The 14682-nt window shown below is 71.1% G+C and carries 12 protein-coding genes; 5 read left to right on the top strand and 7 right to left on the bottom strand.

The genetic code is table 11. From position 1 onward, the window contains the following. Positions 1-323 precede the first annotated feature (323 nt). Entirely contained in the window at positions 324-1157 is an 834-nt protein-coding gene (locus CCR97_RS06480) for a class I SAM-dependent methyltransferase (RefSeq protein WP_111356500.1), read from the top strand. Between the two features lie 190 nt (positions 1158-1347). Here the strand turns inward: CCR97_RS06480 and CCR97_RS06475 are convergent, their stop codons facing one another. The 3 genes from CCR97_RS06475 to CCR97_RS06465 form a co-directional block, all read right to left on the bottom strand. Further along, positions 1348-2667, bottom strand: a complete 1320-nt coding sequence (locus tag CCR97_RS06475) for an O-antigen ligase family protein (RefSeq protein ID WP_111359322.1) — start codon at positions 2665-2667, stop codon at positions 1348-1350. Next, positions 2664-4187 carry an undecaprenyl-phosphate glucose phosphotransferase gene (locus CCR97_RS06470; RefSeq protein ID WP_111359321.1) on the bottom strand — a complete coding sequence of 508 codons (1524 nt, stop codon included), beginning with the start codon at positions 4185-4187 and terminating at the stop codon, positions 2664-2666. Before CCR97_RS06470 ends, CCR97_RS06475 begins: the two co-directional genes overlap by 4 nt. A 148-nt stretch (positions 4188-4335) precedes the next feature. Beyond that, positions 4336-5742 (bottom strand): glycosyltransferase family 4 protein, encoded by a 1407-nt coding sequence (locus tag CCR97_RS06465; protein WP_244670304.1) that lies wholly within the window; start codon positions 5740-5742, stop codon positions 4336-4338. 228 nt (positions 5743-5970) lie between these two features. On the opposite strand from CCR97_RS06465, the gene CCR97_RS06460 reads away from it, so the two are divergent. Then, positions 5971-8562 carry an exopolysaccharide transport family protein gene (locus CCR97_RS06460; protein WP_201159392.1) on the top strand — a complete coding sequence of 864 codons (2592 nt, stop codon included), beginning with the start codon at positions 5971-5973 and terminating at the stop codon, positions 8560-8562. 196 nt (positions 8563-8758) lie between these two features. Here the strand turns inward: CCR97_RS06460 and CCR97_RS06455 are convergent, their stop codons facing one another. Then, positions 8759-10009, bottom strand: a complete 1251-nt coding sequence (locus CCR97_RS06455) for a GNAT family N-acetyltransferase (RefSeq protein ID WP_111357820.1) — start codon at positions 10007-10009, stop codon at positions 8759-8761. Positions 10010-10284: 275 nt separating this feature from the next. Between CCR97_RS06455 and CCR97_RS06450 the strand changes: the two genes are divergently transcribed. Next, on the top strand, positions 10285-11343 hold the full coding sequence (locus CCR97_RS06450) for a polysaccharide deacetylase family protein (RefSeq protein ID WP_111357819.1): 1059 nt from the start codon (positions 10285-10287) through the stop codon (positions 11341-11343). A gap of 140 nt (positions 11344-11483) precedes the next feature. Continuing rightward, entirely contained in the window at positions 11484-12188 is a 705-nt protein-coding gene (locus tag CCR97_RS06445) for a hypothetical protein (protein ID WP_146618772.1), read from the top strand. A 121-nt stretch (positions 12189-12309) separates the two neighbouring features. Here CCR97_RS06445 and CCR97_RS06440 read toward each other — a convergent pair whose 3' ends face one another. Next, on the bottom strand, positions 12310-12513 hold the full coding sequence (locus CCR97_RS06440; protein WP_170145881.1) for a DUF2842 domain-containing protein: 204 nt from the start codon (positions 12511-12513) through the stop codon (positions 12310-12312). A gap of 199 nt (positions 12514-12712) precedes the next feature. On the opposite strand from CCR97_RS06440, the gene CCR97_RS06435 reads away from it, so the two are divergent. After that, positions 12713-13783 carry a COX15/CtaA family protein gene (locus CCR97_RS06435; RefSeq protein WP_245428903.1) on the top strand — a complete coding sequence of 357 codons (1071 nt, stop codon included), beginning with the start codon at positions 12713-12715 and terminating at the stop codon, positions 13781-13783. A 9-nt stretch (positions 13784-13792) separates the two neighbouring features. Here CCR97_RS06435 and CCR97_RS06430 read toward each other — a convergent pair whose 3' ends face one another. Both CCR97_RS06430 and CCR97_RS06425 read right to left on the bottom strand, forming a co-directional pair. Next, the gene (locus CCR97_RS06430) at positions 13793-13951 is read right to left on the bottom strand and encodes a hypothetical protein (protein WP_170145880.1); all 159 of its coding nucleotides are present in this window, start codon (positions 13949-13951) and stop codon (positions 13793-13795) included. After that, on the bottom strand, positions 13951-14682 hold a 732-nt coding region (locus CCR97_RS06425; RefSeq protein WP_201159391.1), incomplete at its 5' end, for a discoidin domain-containing protein. The genes CCR97_RS06430 and CCR97_RS06425, both read right to left, overlap by 1 nt.

Genomic DNA, 14682 nt, shown 5'->3' with positions numbered 1-14682 from the left:
GGCGCCGGTTCGCCGGGGCGCCGGCTCCACGGGCATTCCGACCGAGGTGAGAGCGAGGGGCGAGCTCCGAGCGCCCGCTGAGGCGGGGTAATCCCGACGTGCCGCGGAGGTGGGGCAAATCGTGTCGACCGGGAGATCGCGTCGGTTCTGCCGCCGTACGGGACAGGGCGGCGGCGACCGCGACCATGGCGCGGCGACCTCGCGGCAACGTGTGCGGACCGGCCGTCCCGTTAAGCTAAAACCAACGCCGGTCGCGTAGTAGTCGATGTCTCGGGCGCGCCCCCTCGGGTCGCGAGAGCGGCCGTGCGCCCGCCGGAGGACCCATGACCCAGGCCGTTTCCGTGAAGGCGAACGGCGCCGTGTCGGCGCCCGAGAGCGCTCCGGCGCCGCAGGGCGCCGCGATGGCGCCCGATGCGACGAAGCCGCAGGGCGCCTCGATCTCCGCCGGCTTCTGGGACGAGGTCTACTCGACCAACCCGATCTACTCGAAGGAGCTGTCCGACGAGGCCCGCGAGGCGATCCAGGCCGCCGCCGCCTGGTTCGGCGACCTCTCCGGCAAGACCGTGCTGGATCTCGGCTGCGGCGCCGGCGCCTCGTCGCTGCTGCTCGCCGAGATCGGCGCCGACGTGATCTCGGTCGACGCCTCGCCGGTGGCGATCGCCTCGCTCACCGAGCGCTGCCGGGCGCGCGGCGTCACGCGGGTGCGGCCGGTCGTCTGCGATGCGATGACGATCGACACGCTCGGGCCTGTCGACTTCGTCTACGGCTCGATGATCCTCCACCACCTCGAGCCGTTCGGCGAGTTCTGCCAGGCGCTGCGCCGCACGATCCGCCCGGGCGGCCGCGCCTTCTTCTGGGAGAACAACGCGGCGAGCGATCTGCTGCTGTGGTTCCGCAAGCACGTGGTCGGCAAGCTGTGGGTGCCGAAATACGGCGACGAGCACGAGTTCCCGCTCACCCCGTCGGAGATCGCGACGCTGCGCGGCGTGTTCGAGGTGACGACCGAGCATCCGCGCATGGAGTTCTTCGCGCTCGCCTCGCTCTATCTGCTGCGCGGCAAGCTGATGACGCCGATGGCGGCGATCGACGACTTCCTGTTCCGCCACGACATCGGCACCCGCTACTCGTATCAGCAATACGTGCGGGTGCAGGGCTGAGGCTGCCCTTTGTCATTCCGGGGCGGCGCACCCGGACCGGCGCTCTGCGCCGTCCGGGCACAGGTGCCGAACCCGGAATCCGGCCCAGAATGCGGAATCCAGTCCAGAATGTGGAGTGCGCCGCTGGATTCCGGGTTCGCGCCTTCGGCGCGCCCCGGAATGACGGAAGTCTCCGCGACTACGATGCGTCTCACACGCCCGGCGGCGGTCGGCGATACGCCGCCTGATCGGCCTGCGGCGGGGCGACACGGCCCGCTGCGATCAGGCCCCAGACGATCCCCATGATGAGGAAGTAGTGGCGCCAGTGCGCCACGTCGATGATCCAGCTCTCGCCGACCTCGCCGATGAAGGTCGCGTAGGCGGCGATGAAGATCGGCTGCCAGGGCGTGCGCACGAAGGCGTGGCGCAGCCCGATCACCAGCGTCAGCACGGTCAGGGCGAGCCAGGTCGTGCCGGCGATCCAGCCGCCGTTCATGAACGCGCTGATCAGCGAGTTGTGCGGCTCGTACGAGAACTCCTTGGAGAACTGCAGCGGCCCGATGCCCCACGGCAGCTCGAAGACCAGGAGGGCGCCGGCGATGTGGCGACCGAACCGGCCCTGCGCGCCGGCGTCGTAGTCCTGCACCAGATTGGCGCGCACCTTGAACATGTCGCCGACCACGTCGAACGACAGCAGAAGGAGCACGAGGCCGGCCAGCACGACGACCCCGATCACCGACACGAAGGTGATGCGGAAGCGGTCGCTCGCCGAGCGCGTGGTGACGTAGGTGAGCCCCAGCATCACGATCGCCGACACGGTGAAGTGCCCCCACGCGCCGCGCGAGAAGGTGAGCAGGAGGCCGGCCGCGATCACCAGGAGCTTGAGCCCGTCGGCGAGGAGCCGGCGCAGATCGCGCGCCGAGACCATGCGCTGCAGCAGCACCAGCCCGGGCAGCACCAGGAACGGCCCGAACACGTTGGGGTCCTTGAAGGTCGAGGCGGCGCGGTCGTACAGCAGGAACTGGTCGTAGCCGGGCAGCACGCGGAAGAAGGCGAGGATCGCGATCGCCGCGGTGACGAGCGCGGCCCCGATATAGCCGCGGATCAGCATGTCGAGGCGCTGCGCCGTGTTCTGCGACAGCACCATGGCGAAGAACAGCGTCGAGATCGACAGGAAGCTCGTCACCGCCGTCCACATCGCGGTGCGCTCGAGGGTGATCACCGGCATCAGCGAGACGAGATAGCCGATGTTCTGGAGCACCAGGAGGCTGAGCAGCGGCAGCAGCGTCGCCCGCAGCGTCAGCCCGGTCGCGGCGAACACCACGATGGCGATCGACGTGATCAGCTCGTAGGGGGCCGGCTCGCGCTGCACGAAGCCGCTGGTGAAGGCGATCATGAAGATCAGCGCGAGGCGCAGCCGCTCCACCCCCGACGTGACGCTCGCCGGCCTCCCGGCCGCCGGCATCCCGGCCGCCGGCATCCCGGCCGGGCCGGGCAGCGGACCGGAGAGCGGCGAGTCGATCGCGCTCAATACGCGTTCTCCGTCTCGAGGAGTGCGAAGGGGGTGCGCAGCAGGATGTAGAGGTCGAACAGCAGCGACCAGTTCTCGATGTAGTAGAGGTCGTGCTCGACGCGCTGCTGCAGCTTCTCGGGCGTGTCGAGCTCGCCGCGCCAGCCGTTGATCTGCGCCCAGCCGGTGATGCCGGGTTTCACCCGGTGGCGCGCGAAGTAGCCGTCGACCACGTCGTCCCACAGCTTGTTGGCGAGCGGCGCGTGGATGGCGTGCGGCCGGGGCCCGACCAGCGAGAGATCGCCGCGCAGCACGTTGATGAGCTGCGGCAGCTCGTCGATCGAGGTCTTGCGGATGAACCGCCCGACCCGGGTGACGCGGTCGTCGCCCTTGGTGACGACCCGCTTGGCATCGGGATCGGAGTGCTCGTGGCGCAACGAGCGGAACTTGTAGACCTCGATCACCTCGTTGTTGAAGCCCAGCCGGCGCTGCTTGAAGAACACCGGCCCCTTGCTGTCGAGCTTGATGGCGAGCGCGGTCGCGAGCATCACGGGCGAGATCGCGACCAGGATCAGGAACGCGGCGACACGGTCGAACACCGACTTGATCACCAGGTTCCAGTCGGCGATCGGCTTGTCGAAGATGTCCAGCACCGGGATGTTGCCGATGTAGGAATAGGCGCGCGGCCGGAAGCGCAGCCGGTTCATGTGGGCGGCGAGCCGCACGTCCACGGGCAGCACCCACAGCTTGCGCGCCATCTGCAGCACGCGGTCTTCCGCGGTGAGCGGCAGCGACACCAGGATCAGGTCGACGCGGGTGCGGCGGGTGAACTCGACGAGGTCGTCGACGGTGCCGAGCTTCGGCACGCCGGCCACCACCGAGGGCGAGCGGTCGTCGCCGCGGTCGTCGAACACGCCGCAGATGCGCAGGTCCGAATGCGCCTCGGCGCCGATGGCGCGCACCAGGGCCTCGCCCTCGCGGCCACCGCCGACGATCACGACGCGCCGGATCAGCCGACCCTGGTCGGCCCAGTGCCGCACCAGCCAGCCGAGGCCGATCCGAAAGGCGAACAGCACCACCATGCCGGTGACGTACCAGCCGGCCGTCCAGGCGCGGGAGAAGAAGTACTCGTGCTTGGCGAAGAATGAGAGCGCGAGCGCGATCAGGAACACGGCCGTCCACGCCACCCACAGCCGACCGAGCTGATAGACGTGCGAGCGGAACGCCTGCACGTTGTAGATGTCGACCATCTGGAAGGCGAGGATCGCGGCCGTCGCGACGGCGAGCTCGATGATCAGGTAGATCGGCTCGAAGCCCTCGCTCGGGTAGAGCCACACGGCATGCACGGCGGCACCGGTGAGCACCACCAGCACGAACTCGACGATGCGGGCGACGCCGGTCAGCACGACGGGCGAGATGGCGTCGGCGATCGGCTCCTCGGCGATCTTGCGGGCCAGCGGTCCCAGCTCGCGCGGGACGGCCGAATGGCTTCCGGGGCGGCCGGGCGGAGTGCCGTTCATCGGTGGAGCTGCGATCGCCATGTCGATGCCTCCGGGGGGCTGCGGAGCCGGCCGCACGACGGCCGCGACGGCCCGCCGTCGTTCCGCTTCCGGCATAGGTAAAAATGGCCACGGTCGCGTAAACGTCGACGCTTCTCGCGCGGCATTCACATAAACTGGTAAACGACGACTAGACCGCCGGGACCAGCCGGAAGGCCCCGCCGCCCGCATGTCCGGCCGCGCGTCGCCCGGCCGTGTGCGGACCCAGGATACGCCGTGCCGACGGCGCGTCCACCCGGGTCTCTCTCGCCTCGGGCTCGGGCGCGCGGCGCGGGCCGGTGTCCGGCTCGGCGGCCGGCGGGGCGGGTGGACGCGGCTCCCCGCTGTGCGGCTCCCGGATGCGCGGCTCCACGGCGGGGCGCCCCGGTGCCGTCGTGCCGAACCTCGCCGCCTTGCCGGCCAGGATCTCGCGGTAGAGCTCGTCGACGCGGCGCTGCATCGCGTCGATGTGAAAGCGCGGCCGGACCCAGTCGTAGCGCGCGGCGGCGTCGATCTGGGCCCGCACCGGATCGGCGAGCAGGGCCTGCAGGGCGCCGGCCAGGGCGTCGGGATCGCCCGGCGGCACCAGCTCGCCGGCGCGCGGCCCAAAGATCTCGGGGATGCCGCCGACCCGGGTGGCGACGATCGGCAGGCCGGCCGCGATCGTCTCCAGCACGATGTAGGGCATCGACTCGGCCCGCGAGGGGACCACCACGGACCGGCCGAACGCGAAGGCCTCGCGGGTCGGGGCGGGATCGTGGAACGTCACCCGGTCGGTGATGCCTAGCGTTTCCGCCAGAGCCTGGTAGCGGGCCCGGCCTTCGTCCTCGGCCTGGCCGAACAGGTGGGCCGTGGCACGGCGGCCGAACCGGCTCTGCAGCTTGGCGATCGCCTCGAGGAACACGTCGGTTCCTTTCAGCTCGCGATACATGCCGAGGAACAGGAGGTCGCGGGCGTCCGGATGCGGGATCACCGGCTCGAACTCGGCCTCGCGCAGGCCGTTGTGGATGACCACGGCGCGGCAGCGCGGCGGGCCGATCTTCTGGCGATAGGTCTCGGCCTCGTAGGCGCTGACATGGACGAGCGCGTCGGTGACCCGCTCCAGCGCCCGCTCGATGGCGAAGTAGAACCGGCCTTCGAGCGAGCCGACCGCATAGTGCAGGCTGCCGCCGTGCGGGGCGTAGAGGACGGCGATCGGCCGCGTCCGGCCGAGCCAAGCGCCGATCAGCCGGCCGTAGACGCCGCCCTTGGCGCCGTGGCAGTGGATCACGTCGGGCGCCATCGCGCCGATATGGCGGGTGAGCCGCATCAGGGCGCCGACATCGGCCGGCGACACGTCGCGCCGCATCGGCATGCGCGTCGCCCCGAGCTCGAGGCGGTCGGCCACGGCGGCGATCGCCGCCGCCTCGAAGTCGCCGCCGGTGCGCGAATCGCAGACGATCCCGACCGTGTGGCCGGCGGCGCTCTGGGCGGTCGCGAGGTCGCAGACGTGGCGGAAGATGCCGCCGATCGGCGCGCGCACGACATGCACGATTCTCAACCGAACCGGCATGTCCATGAATCTCGTCCTCCGCAGGCTCGCCCCGATGATCGACGACCGCCGCCGATCCGGGATCGGAGGCCGAACAGAACCGGCGGTGAATCCATGATACCGCACACGGTCTGTCAAGGTTGAGCGGGAGTTGCGCCGCGGATTCCGCGCAGGGGGTGACGATTAACCCGCCGGCAACCATAATAGAGTGTAATCGAGCGGCGTGCGTAGTCTGTGTGGTGCGGAGTTTGCAGGATGTCGTTCGGATCGGACCCCGAGGCGGTGGGCGGGCGCGGCGAGCTCGACATGCGCGCCATCGGCCGCGCGCTGTGGCGCCGCAAGTGGCTGATCGTGATCCCGACACTGCTCGCCGCCCTGGTGGCGACCGCGGTCGTCAACGTCCTGACGCCTCGCTACAAATCGGAGACGCGCATTCTCTACGAAGGGCGCGAGAACGTCTTCCTGCGGCCGGAGGCCGACCGCAACAGCTTCGACCGCAGCGCCGCCGACCAGGAGACGATGACGAGCCAGGTGCAGCTCGTGCTCTCGCGCGACCTCGCCACCCAGGTGATCGCCGAGCTCGAGCTTGCCAAGCGGGCGGAGTTCGACCCGCTGATCGGCGGGCTGCCGCTGGTCAAGCGCGTGCTGGTGGCGCTCGGCGTCTCGCGCGATCCCTACCGCATGACGCCGGAGGAGCGGGTTCTCGACGCCTGGTACGAGCGGATCACGGCTTACGCGGTCGACAAGTCGCGGGTCATCACGGTCGAGTTCCAGTCCTACGATCCGGCGCTGGCGGCGCGCGTCGCCAATGCGATCGCGCAGACCTATCTCAAGCTGCAGCAGGGCAACAAGCAGGAGGACATGCAGGCGGCCAGCCGCTGGCTGTCCGGCGAGATCGACCGGCTGCGCCGCGAGGTCGCCGAGGCGGAGGCCCGGGTCGAGAGCTTCCGCTCCACCAGTAACCTGTTCGTCGGCACCAACAACACCACGCTGTCCAACCAGCAGCTCGGCGAGTTCAACACCCAGCTCGGCGCGGCGCGCGCCCGCAAGGCGGATCTCGAGACGCGGGCGCGGCTGCTGCGCGACATGCTGCGGCGGGGCGACGCCATCGAGGCGTCCGAGATCGTCAACTCCGAGTTCATCCGAAGGCTCTCCGAGCAGCGCGTCGCATTGCGCGCCCAGCTCGCCGAGCAGTACTCGACGCTGCTCGACAACCATCCCCGCATCAAGGAGCTGAAGGCGCAGATCTCCGACTACGACCGGCAGATCCGCTCCGAGGCCGAGAAGCTCGTGCGCTCGCTGGAGAACGACGCCCGCGAGGCGGCCGAGCGGGTCACCAAGCTGACCTCCGAGCTCGACGCGCTCAAGCGCCAGGCGGCGACCAGCAACGAGGACGACGTTCGGCTGCGGGCGCTGGAGCGCGACGCCAAGTCGAAGCGCGACCTGCTCGAGTCCTATCTCGGCAAGTATCGCGAGGCCTCCGCCCGCGAGAGCATCGGCTCGGCGCCGGCCGACGCCCGCGTGATCTCCCGCGCGATCGTCTCCAACACGCCGTTCTTCCCCAAGAAGATGCCGATCGTGCTGGTCGCGACGCTCGCCACCTTCTTCGTCGCCGCCGGCCTCGTCACGGCGGGCGAGCTGATCCGCGCCGCCTCGCCGGCGCCGGCCGGAGGCGTGCCGCGGACCGAGCCGGCCGCGTCCTCCTACCGCGAGACGTCTCCGTTCAGGGAGCCGACCCCGTCGCGCGATGTGCCGCCGGCCGCGCCGATCGCCGCGGTCCCGCCGCCCGGACCGGCGGCCCGGCTGGAGGAGCCGGAGCGACCCGGCCGCCGTCTGTTCGGCCGGAGCCTGTGGACCGGGCGGGCGCCGCCCGCCATTCCGGCGCTGTCGTCCGAGGTGCCGTCGCCGCCGAGCGACGCCGTCGACACGGTTGCCGAGGCACACGACGCGCCCGGCCCGGCCGCCGGGCGCGTGCCGCCGGTCTTCGCCGACGCGACGCCTCACCTGCCGGACGCGCTTGCGGCTGCCCCCGGCGACTACATGTCGCACGACGGCGCCGCCGAGCCTCCGGCCCGCAACGGCACGCCGCAGCCTGCGGGGCAGGGGGCGTCCGCCCATGACGGCGTCGCCCATGACGACGTCGCGCAGGACGATGCGGGGCGGGGCTTCGCGGCGCCGTCTTTGGCGGCGCGACACGAGGAGATGCGGGACGAGGTGATGGGCGACGCGGGGATGCGCGACGCGGCCGTCACCCTGTCGTCCGTGGACGAACTGGCGGGCCGGCTGCGCGACGGCGCCGTCGGCCGCCAGGTGGCGTTCTTCGGCACCGCACCGGACGGGCGCGCCACCCAGGCCGCCATGGCCGTGGCGCGGCTGCTCGCCCGCGATGCGCTGGTGGTGCTGGTGCGGCTCGGCGCCGAGCCCGCCGGCAGCGCGGCCGCCGCGATCGGCGGCGACGGCCCCGGCGTCACCGACATGATCCGGGGCGAGGCGACGTTCGGCGAGATCATCGCCCGCGACAAGGTCTCGCGCGCCCACATCGTGCCGCGCGGCCGCGGCGAGGCGGAGACGGCGGCGCTGCTCGCCTCGCTGCGCTTCGTCACCATGATCGACGCGCTCGCCCGCACCTACGACCACGTGATCATCGACGCCGGCGCCTTCGACGTGATCGCCGCCGACCAGATGGCCGAGCTCGCGCCCGGTGGCGTCCTGGTGGTACCCGATCCGACCGACCCGATCGCCGGCGTCGCCCGCGCCCGCCTCGCCGAAGCCGGCTACGGCGACGGCCTCATCGTGCTCGCCGGCGCCCCCCTGGTCGCCCCGACCCCGCACCCGGAGGCGGCGTAGGCCACCGCTGCTGCACGCCCGCTTCGCCGCGCGACAGAGCTCGTGTCCCGGGCACGGCGCGTTGCGCCGTGACCCGGGACCCAGGGCGATCGGAGCAGGCTCTGGCGGAGCCGCCCCTGGGTCCCGGCTTTCGCCGGGACACGAGGCGGAGAGCCGCGACACGCGTCGTTCAGGGCGCGTCGTCGCGGATGGTGATTCAGCCTGCTCCCGCCGCGGTGCCGCGGCGCAGGCGCTGGACGAGGCGCATCACCAGCGGGCTCTCCTTGGCGCGGCGCTTGGCGCCGGCGAGGCCGGCGAGGCCGAGCGCCGCGACGCGGCCCGACAGCGACACCGGCACCATGCTGTCGAACAGGCCTTCGGGCTCGCGGCAGAAGAACGTCTTGTACGGCGCCGCCCCCGGTCCGAGGTCGAAGCTCGCGACGCCGCGCGTCGCGCAGTCGCGCGCGATGTGGCCGATCAGGATGAGGCCCGGGCTCCAGCGGCCGTTCTCGCTGGTCGTGTAGGCGTTGAACATGCAGGAGAAGCGGTGCTGGTCGCAGACCCCGCCCATCACCGCGATGACCTCACCGCCGCCCTCCAGCGCATGCAGCTCGATCCCCGGCCGGCCGTCCGCGAGCCCGGCGTGGCAGGCCGCCCGCAGAAAGTCCTCGACGCCCGGATCGGCGAAGACGTTGCGGATGCCCTGGGCGGCGAAATGCGCCGCCTTCTGGGCCAGGAAGGCGTCGAGCACCCGGTCGGCGTCGCCCGCCGTCGTGATGCGGTGATAGCCGTAGCCGTCGAGCTTCTCGAGCTTGCGCTCCTTGGTGCGCAGCCGCCCGCGCATGTCGCGGGTCAGCGTCGCCTTGACGGCGTCCTCGGGCGTGCCGCCGTCGGGAAACGTGGTCGCCAGCACGTCGTCGACGGAGGGCTGCGACGGCAGCAACGCGAAGGGATTGTCGAGCCCGCGCCAGCGCCGCGGCTGGCGCACGAGTGCGAAGGCGTCGATGCCGTGCCGCCGTCCGATCCGCACCAGCAGGTCGCGAACCATCGCGCTCGTCGTCATGGCGGCGGCCGCGTCGGGCCGCCATAGACCGATATTGAGCCCCGAGTGGTTGCCGCCGGGAAAGCGGGCGATCGAGAGAATCCCGCGCCGCACCACGAACGGCCACAGGAAGGCGGGCGCTCCGTCGCGGTCGCGCCCGATCACCACGAGAGGCTGCGCGCCCTCGGCATCGCCCGCATGGCGCTGCCAAGCGTCGACCCAGGCGTGCCGCTGGAACGCGGTGGCGACCGCCCCGGCGGCCTCGAGCGCCTGCCAGGCCGGTCGCGCGGCCGCGAGGCTGTCGGCGATGGCGAGCTCGATCACCGGGCCGGCCGCGCAAGGCGTCGTCGACGAGCAATCCGGGATTGCGGAGTGCGACGCGGTCGCGCATGGCTCGTGCTTCGCCGAGAGCTCGATGACGCTCATGCAGGGTCCGCCCGGTTGTCTGGATCGTTTCTGCCGCGAGATTGGCAAAGAAAAATCAACAAAGCGTTGGTATAGCCGGAATGGAACATGTTCGAGCCGATCGGGTGATGCCGGCAGAGGACACGTTTCGCGCGTGTCGGGGCTCGCGTGGCGGCCGTCCGAGGCGATCGGTGGCTGCGACGTTCGGTCTCGGCTTTGGGGATCGGCTTTGCACGGGTCGAAGCTTCGCGCATCATGGTGTGTGGATTAGCCGACCTCGCAATGGACTCGAGGACGTGTATCAGTTGAAACGAGCCATCATCAGATCGGGTCTCGAGGCGCTCTACTTCTCCGGCGCGCATCGGCTGATGCGGCCTGTCCTGGGCGGCGTCGGCGCCATCCTGATGCTTCATCACGTGCGGCCCGCCCGCCCGGACGGCTTCCAGCCCAACCAGCTCCTGGAGATCACCCCCGACTTCCTGGAGCACGTCGTCGCACGGCTCGTCCGCAGCAAGGTCGATTTCGTCAGCCTCGACGAGGTGTATCGCCGCCTCTCGGAGCGCGACTTCGGGCGCCGCTTCGTCGCCTTCACGTTCGACGACGGCTACCGCGACAACAAGGACTTCGCCTATCCGATCCTCAAGCGGCACGGGATTCCGTTCGCCGTCTACGTGCCGACCAGCTTCCCGGACCGGCTCGGCGAGCTGTGGTGGGCGGCGCTCGAGGCCGTGATCGCGCAGAACGACAAGATCGTGCTGGAGATGGACGGGCGCGACTGCCGCATTGCCTGCGCCACCACGGCCGAGAAGAGCGAGGCCTTCGCGCTCCTCTACTGCTGGCTCCGCCGGATGCCGACCGACGCCCAGATGCTCGAAGCGGTGCGCGAGCTGACGGCCCGCTACCGGGTCGACAGCGCCGCCATCTGCGACAGCCTGTGCATGAGCTGGGAGGAGATCCGCGCGCTGGCGGCCGATCCGCTGGTCACCATCGGAGCCCACACGGTCAATCACGTGATGCTGGCCAAGGCCTGCGATACCGTGGCGCGCTCCGAGCTTAAGATGGGATCGGCCGTGCTCGAGGCGGCGCTCGGCGCGGCGCCCCGCCACCTCGCCTATCCTTACGGTGACGCGACCGCCGCGGGGCCGCGCGAGTTCGCCATCGCGGCCGAGCTCGGCTTCAAGACCGCGGTGACGACGCGCCCCGGCGTGCTGTTCCCGGAGCACGCCGAGACCCTGACGGCGCTGCCGCGCATCTCGATCAACGGCGAGTTCCAGCGCGGCCGCTACGTCGACGTGCTCCTGTCCGGCACCGGCACGGCGCTGTGGAACGGCCTGCGCAAGCTCAGCGCGGCGTGAGATTTCGTCGACCGCCGTTCTCCCGTCCCCGGCCTTCGTCTTGCATCCATGCCCCCGCGGCGCGGGCTTTGCCGGGTTTTCCGGCAACACCTTCCGCATCGTGACATCGGTGCCGGCAAGATCTGCCGGAAGGACAAGACATGACGGCATTTTCCAGCACGGCCGCCGCGACCAGCGGGGCCGCCGCGAGCAGTCCCTTGCTGAAGGGACGGCATCGCCCGGATTTCTCCCAGCCCTTCGCGTTGAGCGTCGACGACGAGCGGATCCTCTCGGCCCGCGGTCTCGATCAGACCCGGCAGGACCGCGTGGAAGCCCTCTACACGGCCGGCCGCTCGGCGGTCCGCAGCGGACAGGCGAGGAGCTTCCTGGCCGGGCTGGACACGGCCTCGCTCGCGCTTCTTCAGAATGCGGCGTCGCTCGCCGATCCGATCGATGTCGGCGCGCTCTCCGAGGAGGGCGCCGAGAACCTGCTGCTCGCCCCGACCGAGGGCGTCGATCTGAACGGCGACGGGCTCCTGCAGACCGGCACCGCGCTGCTGTTCTCGTTTCCGCCCGTGAATGCCTCGCCGGCGCTGCGCGCCGCCTGGGAGGAGGCGACGGCGAGCATGAGCGAAGGCGACATCCTGATGCTGTCGATGCAGGTCGGCGGGATTCTGACCCCGGTCGACGGAGGGACCCCGCGCGCCCGCGATGTCTCGGACGGCTTCGACTGGAACCGCCACATGGCCGATCTCATCTCCGCCAACGAGGCGGCGCGGGCCTACAACACGCCCGAGCGCACCCGCCAGGTCGAGGCGAACCTTCGCACCTTGTGGGACTCGCTGCGACGACACGGACTGGCGTGACCGGGTTTTCGTGACGCGGGCGCGCCCGACTTCGTGCCCGGCGCGGCGCGAAGCGCCGCGAGCCGGGTCCCGTGCGATCAGGCGACGCCGGCCACGCCCTGCCCGAGGCAGGCGGCCGGCCTCACTCCACCTTCGCCATGAAGGTGACGATCGGCAGCGCGAAGGGCAGCCAGCCGGCGCCCGCGATGGCGTAATAGGCCATCCGCACCGCCCAGTTCTCCGAGCCGAGGAAGAAGTAGCCGGCGCCGACGGCGAAGAAGCCCCAGAGCACCAGCAGGACGATGAGGCCGAACAGCCCGACCAGGCGGCGACGGCGGCGTGTCATGGCGATCCCCCGATCCTTCGCGCCGGTCGCCGGCCCCTCGGACCGCGCCCCGTCTCGCGCGCGTGCCGGCACGACCTCGGCGTCCGGCGGAGGCAGGGGCCCGACATTGGCCGCCCGCGACCGAGGGTCTATATGGTCGATGCGGGCTCGCGCAAGCGGCCGTGACCGTTGTGCCGTCTCCAACCCCCGGGACTCCGACGTGCCGTATCGCATCTCCGTCGCGCTCCGCCTCTGGCTCTTCGCCGTCGCCGGCCTCGTCTTCCTCACCGTGATCGTCGGCGGGGCGACCCGCCTCACCGAGTCCGGCCTGTCGATCGTCGAGTGGAAGCCGCTGACCGGCGCGCTGCCGCCGCTCACCGAGGCCGCCTGGCAGGCCGAGTTCGACAAGTACAAGTCGATCCCGCAATACGAGATCCTCAACCGCGGCATGGGGTTGCACGACTTCAAGGTGATCTACTGGTGGGAGTGGGGCCACCGCAACGTGGCGCGGCTCACCGGGATGGCCTTCCTGCTGCCGTTCCTGTGGTTCCTGTGGCGCGGCGCGCTGTCCCGCGGCCTGGTCGTCGGCCTCTCGGCGATCTTCGCGCTCGGTGCCGTGCAGGCCGGCGTCGGCTGGTGGATGGTCGCGTCCGGGCTCGCCGACCGCATCTTCGTCTCGCACTACCGGCTCGCCTTTCACCTCACGCTCGCCTGCGTGATCTTTTCCGCCCTGGTCTTCACCGGGGCGCGGCTGTCGGCGCGGCCGGGCGAGGCGACGCCGTGGCGGCTGCGCGCCGGCGCCGGCGTGCTGGTCGGCCTCGTGCTCGCGCAGATCTATGTCGGCGCCCTGGTCGCCGGGATGCGGGCCGGTCTCGTCCACAACACCTGGCCGTTGATCGACGGCGCGCTGATCCCGAGCGCCCGCGACCTGTTCTTCGCCGATCCGGTGTGGATCAACTTCTTCGAGAACACGCTGACCATCCAGTTCACCCATCGCATGGTCGGCTACGCCCTGGCGCTCGTCGCCATCCTGCATCTCGTCGATGCGACGCTCTCCGCCGGCGGCCGCCGCGGCGTGCGGCTCGGCGCCCTGGCGCTCGCCGTCGCGATCGTCGTGCAGATCGCGATCGGCGTGCTGACGTTGCTGGCCCGCGTCCCGCTCGACCTCGCGATCCTGCACCAGGGCACGGCGCTGGTCGTTCTGCTGCTCGCGACGCTCCACGCCGAGCGCCTGACCCGCCCCGGCCCGGCCGCCGCGCCGGCGCCCGATCTCGTGCTGGTGGTGCGGTGAGGGGCTCGGTCATTCCGGGGCGGCGCACCGCGCCGAGCCCGGAATCCAGCCCAGGATGTCGAGCTCGCCGCTGGATTCCGGGTTCGCGCCTTCGGCGCGCCCCGGAATGACGAGTTCTGCAAAGCCCTCGCCTGTGTCGACGACGACTGCGGCCCGGGCCGTGCCCACTACCGCGCCCGCTCCGAAACCACCGTCAGCTTGGAGATCGCCGTGTCGGTGTAGCGGGTGCCGCGATAGGTGCGGTCGATGACGAGCTGGACCCAGTGGGCGCGCACCGGACGGTCGAGCGTGACGGTCTGCGGGCCGAGCCGGTCCTGCAGCGTCACGCTGCGGGTCTCGCCGTTGGAGAAGACCAGCCGCAGCATCTGCACCCGGCCGTTCTTGACGTAGAGGTCGGTGCTCTTCTCGTAGCCGTTGTTGACGACGAGGCCGCGCACCGTCCGCTCGCCGTCGAACGCGATCGTCACCCACTCGCCGGTGCCGTCGCCCGCGGCGCCTTCGACCCAGGCGCTGCCGGGATCGCCGCCGAACAGGTTGCGCACCCCGTAGCTGCTGCCGAACTGCGGATCGAGCACCGAGCTCGCGCAATAGAGGTCGGTGCCGGCCGGCGCCGAGAAGCTCGCGCAGTTCTCCCGCGGCGAGCGCGGGCGCGGCGGCACGCCGCCGTCGGGCGGCAGGGCGGCGACTTTGCTGCGGTCGTCGGCCGGCCGGCCGCCACGGCTCTCGATCTCCTGAAGGCGTAGCGTGGCGAGGGCCACGAAGGTGCCGTTCGGGAACGCGGCGATATAGCTCTTCAACTGCGCCGGATCGCCCGTGTCCTTCACCGAGTTCCAGTAGGCGATGTCGGCGTCCTGGCCGCGGCCGGCGGCGGCCGCCGACGGGGGGGTCGGTGGCGCCGC

Origin of the sequence: Rhodoplanes elegans (genome assembly GCF_016653355.1) — a bacterium.
GTDB classification, from domain to species: Bacteria; Pseudomonadota; Alphaproteobacteria; order Rhizobiales; family Xanthobacteraceae; genus Rhodoplanes; species Rhodoplanes elegans.
Note: the sequence above shows the minus strand (reverse complement) of the source record. Positions and strands in the feature narration are given on the sequence as shown.

Bases quoted from the DNA above. Each gene is read 5' to 3' on its own strand.
- CCR97_RS06465 (WP_244670304.1), bottom strand. From the start codon at position 5,742: ATGGACATGCCGGTTCGGTTGAGAATCGTGCATGTCGTGCGCGCGCCG.
- CCR97_RS06470 (WP_111359321.1), bottom strand. From the start codon at position 4,187: ATGGCGATCGCAGCTCCACCGATGAACGGCACTCCGCCCGGCCGCCCC.
- CCR97_RS06445 (WP_146618772.1), top strand. From the start codon at position 11,484: ATGACGGCATTTTCCAGCACGGCCGCCGCGACCAGCGGGGCCGCCGCG.
- CCR97_RS06455 (WP_111357820.1), bottom strand. From the start codon at position 10,009: ATGAGCGTCATCGAGCTCTCGGCGAAGCACGAGCCATGCGCGACCGCG.
- CCR97_RS06440 (WP_170145881.1), bottom strand. From the start codon at position 12,513: ATGACACGCCGCCGTCGCCGCCTGGTCGGGCTGTTCGGCCTCATCGTC.
- CCR97_RS06480 (WP_111356500.1), top strand. From the start codon at position 324: ATGACCCAGGCCGTTTCCGTGAAGGCGAACGGCGCCGTGTCGGCGCCC.
- CCR97_RS06460 (WP_201159392.1), top strand. From the start codon at position 5,971: ATGTCGTTCGGATCGGACCCCGAGGCGGTGGGCGGGCGCGGCGAGCTC.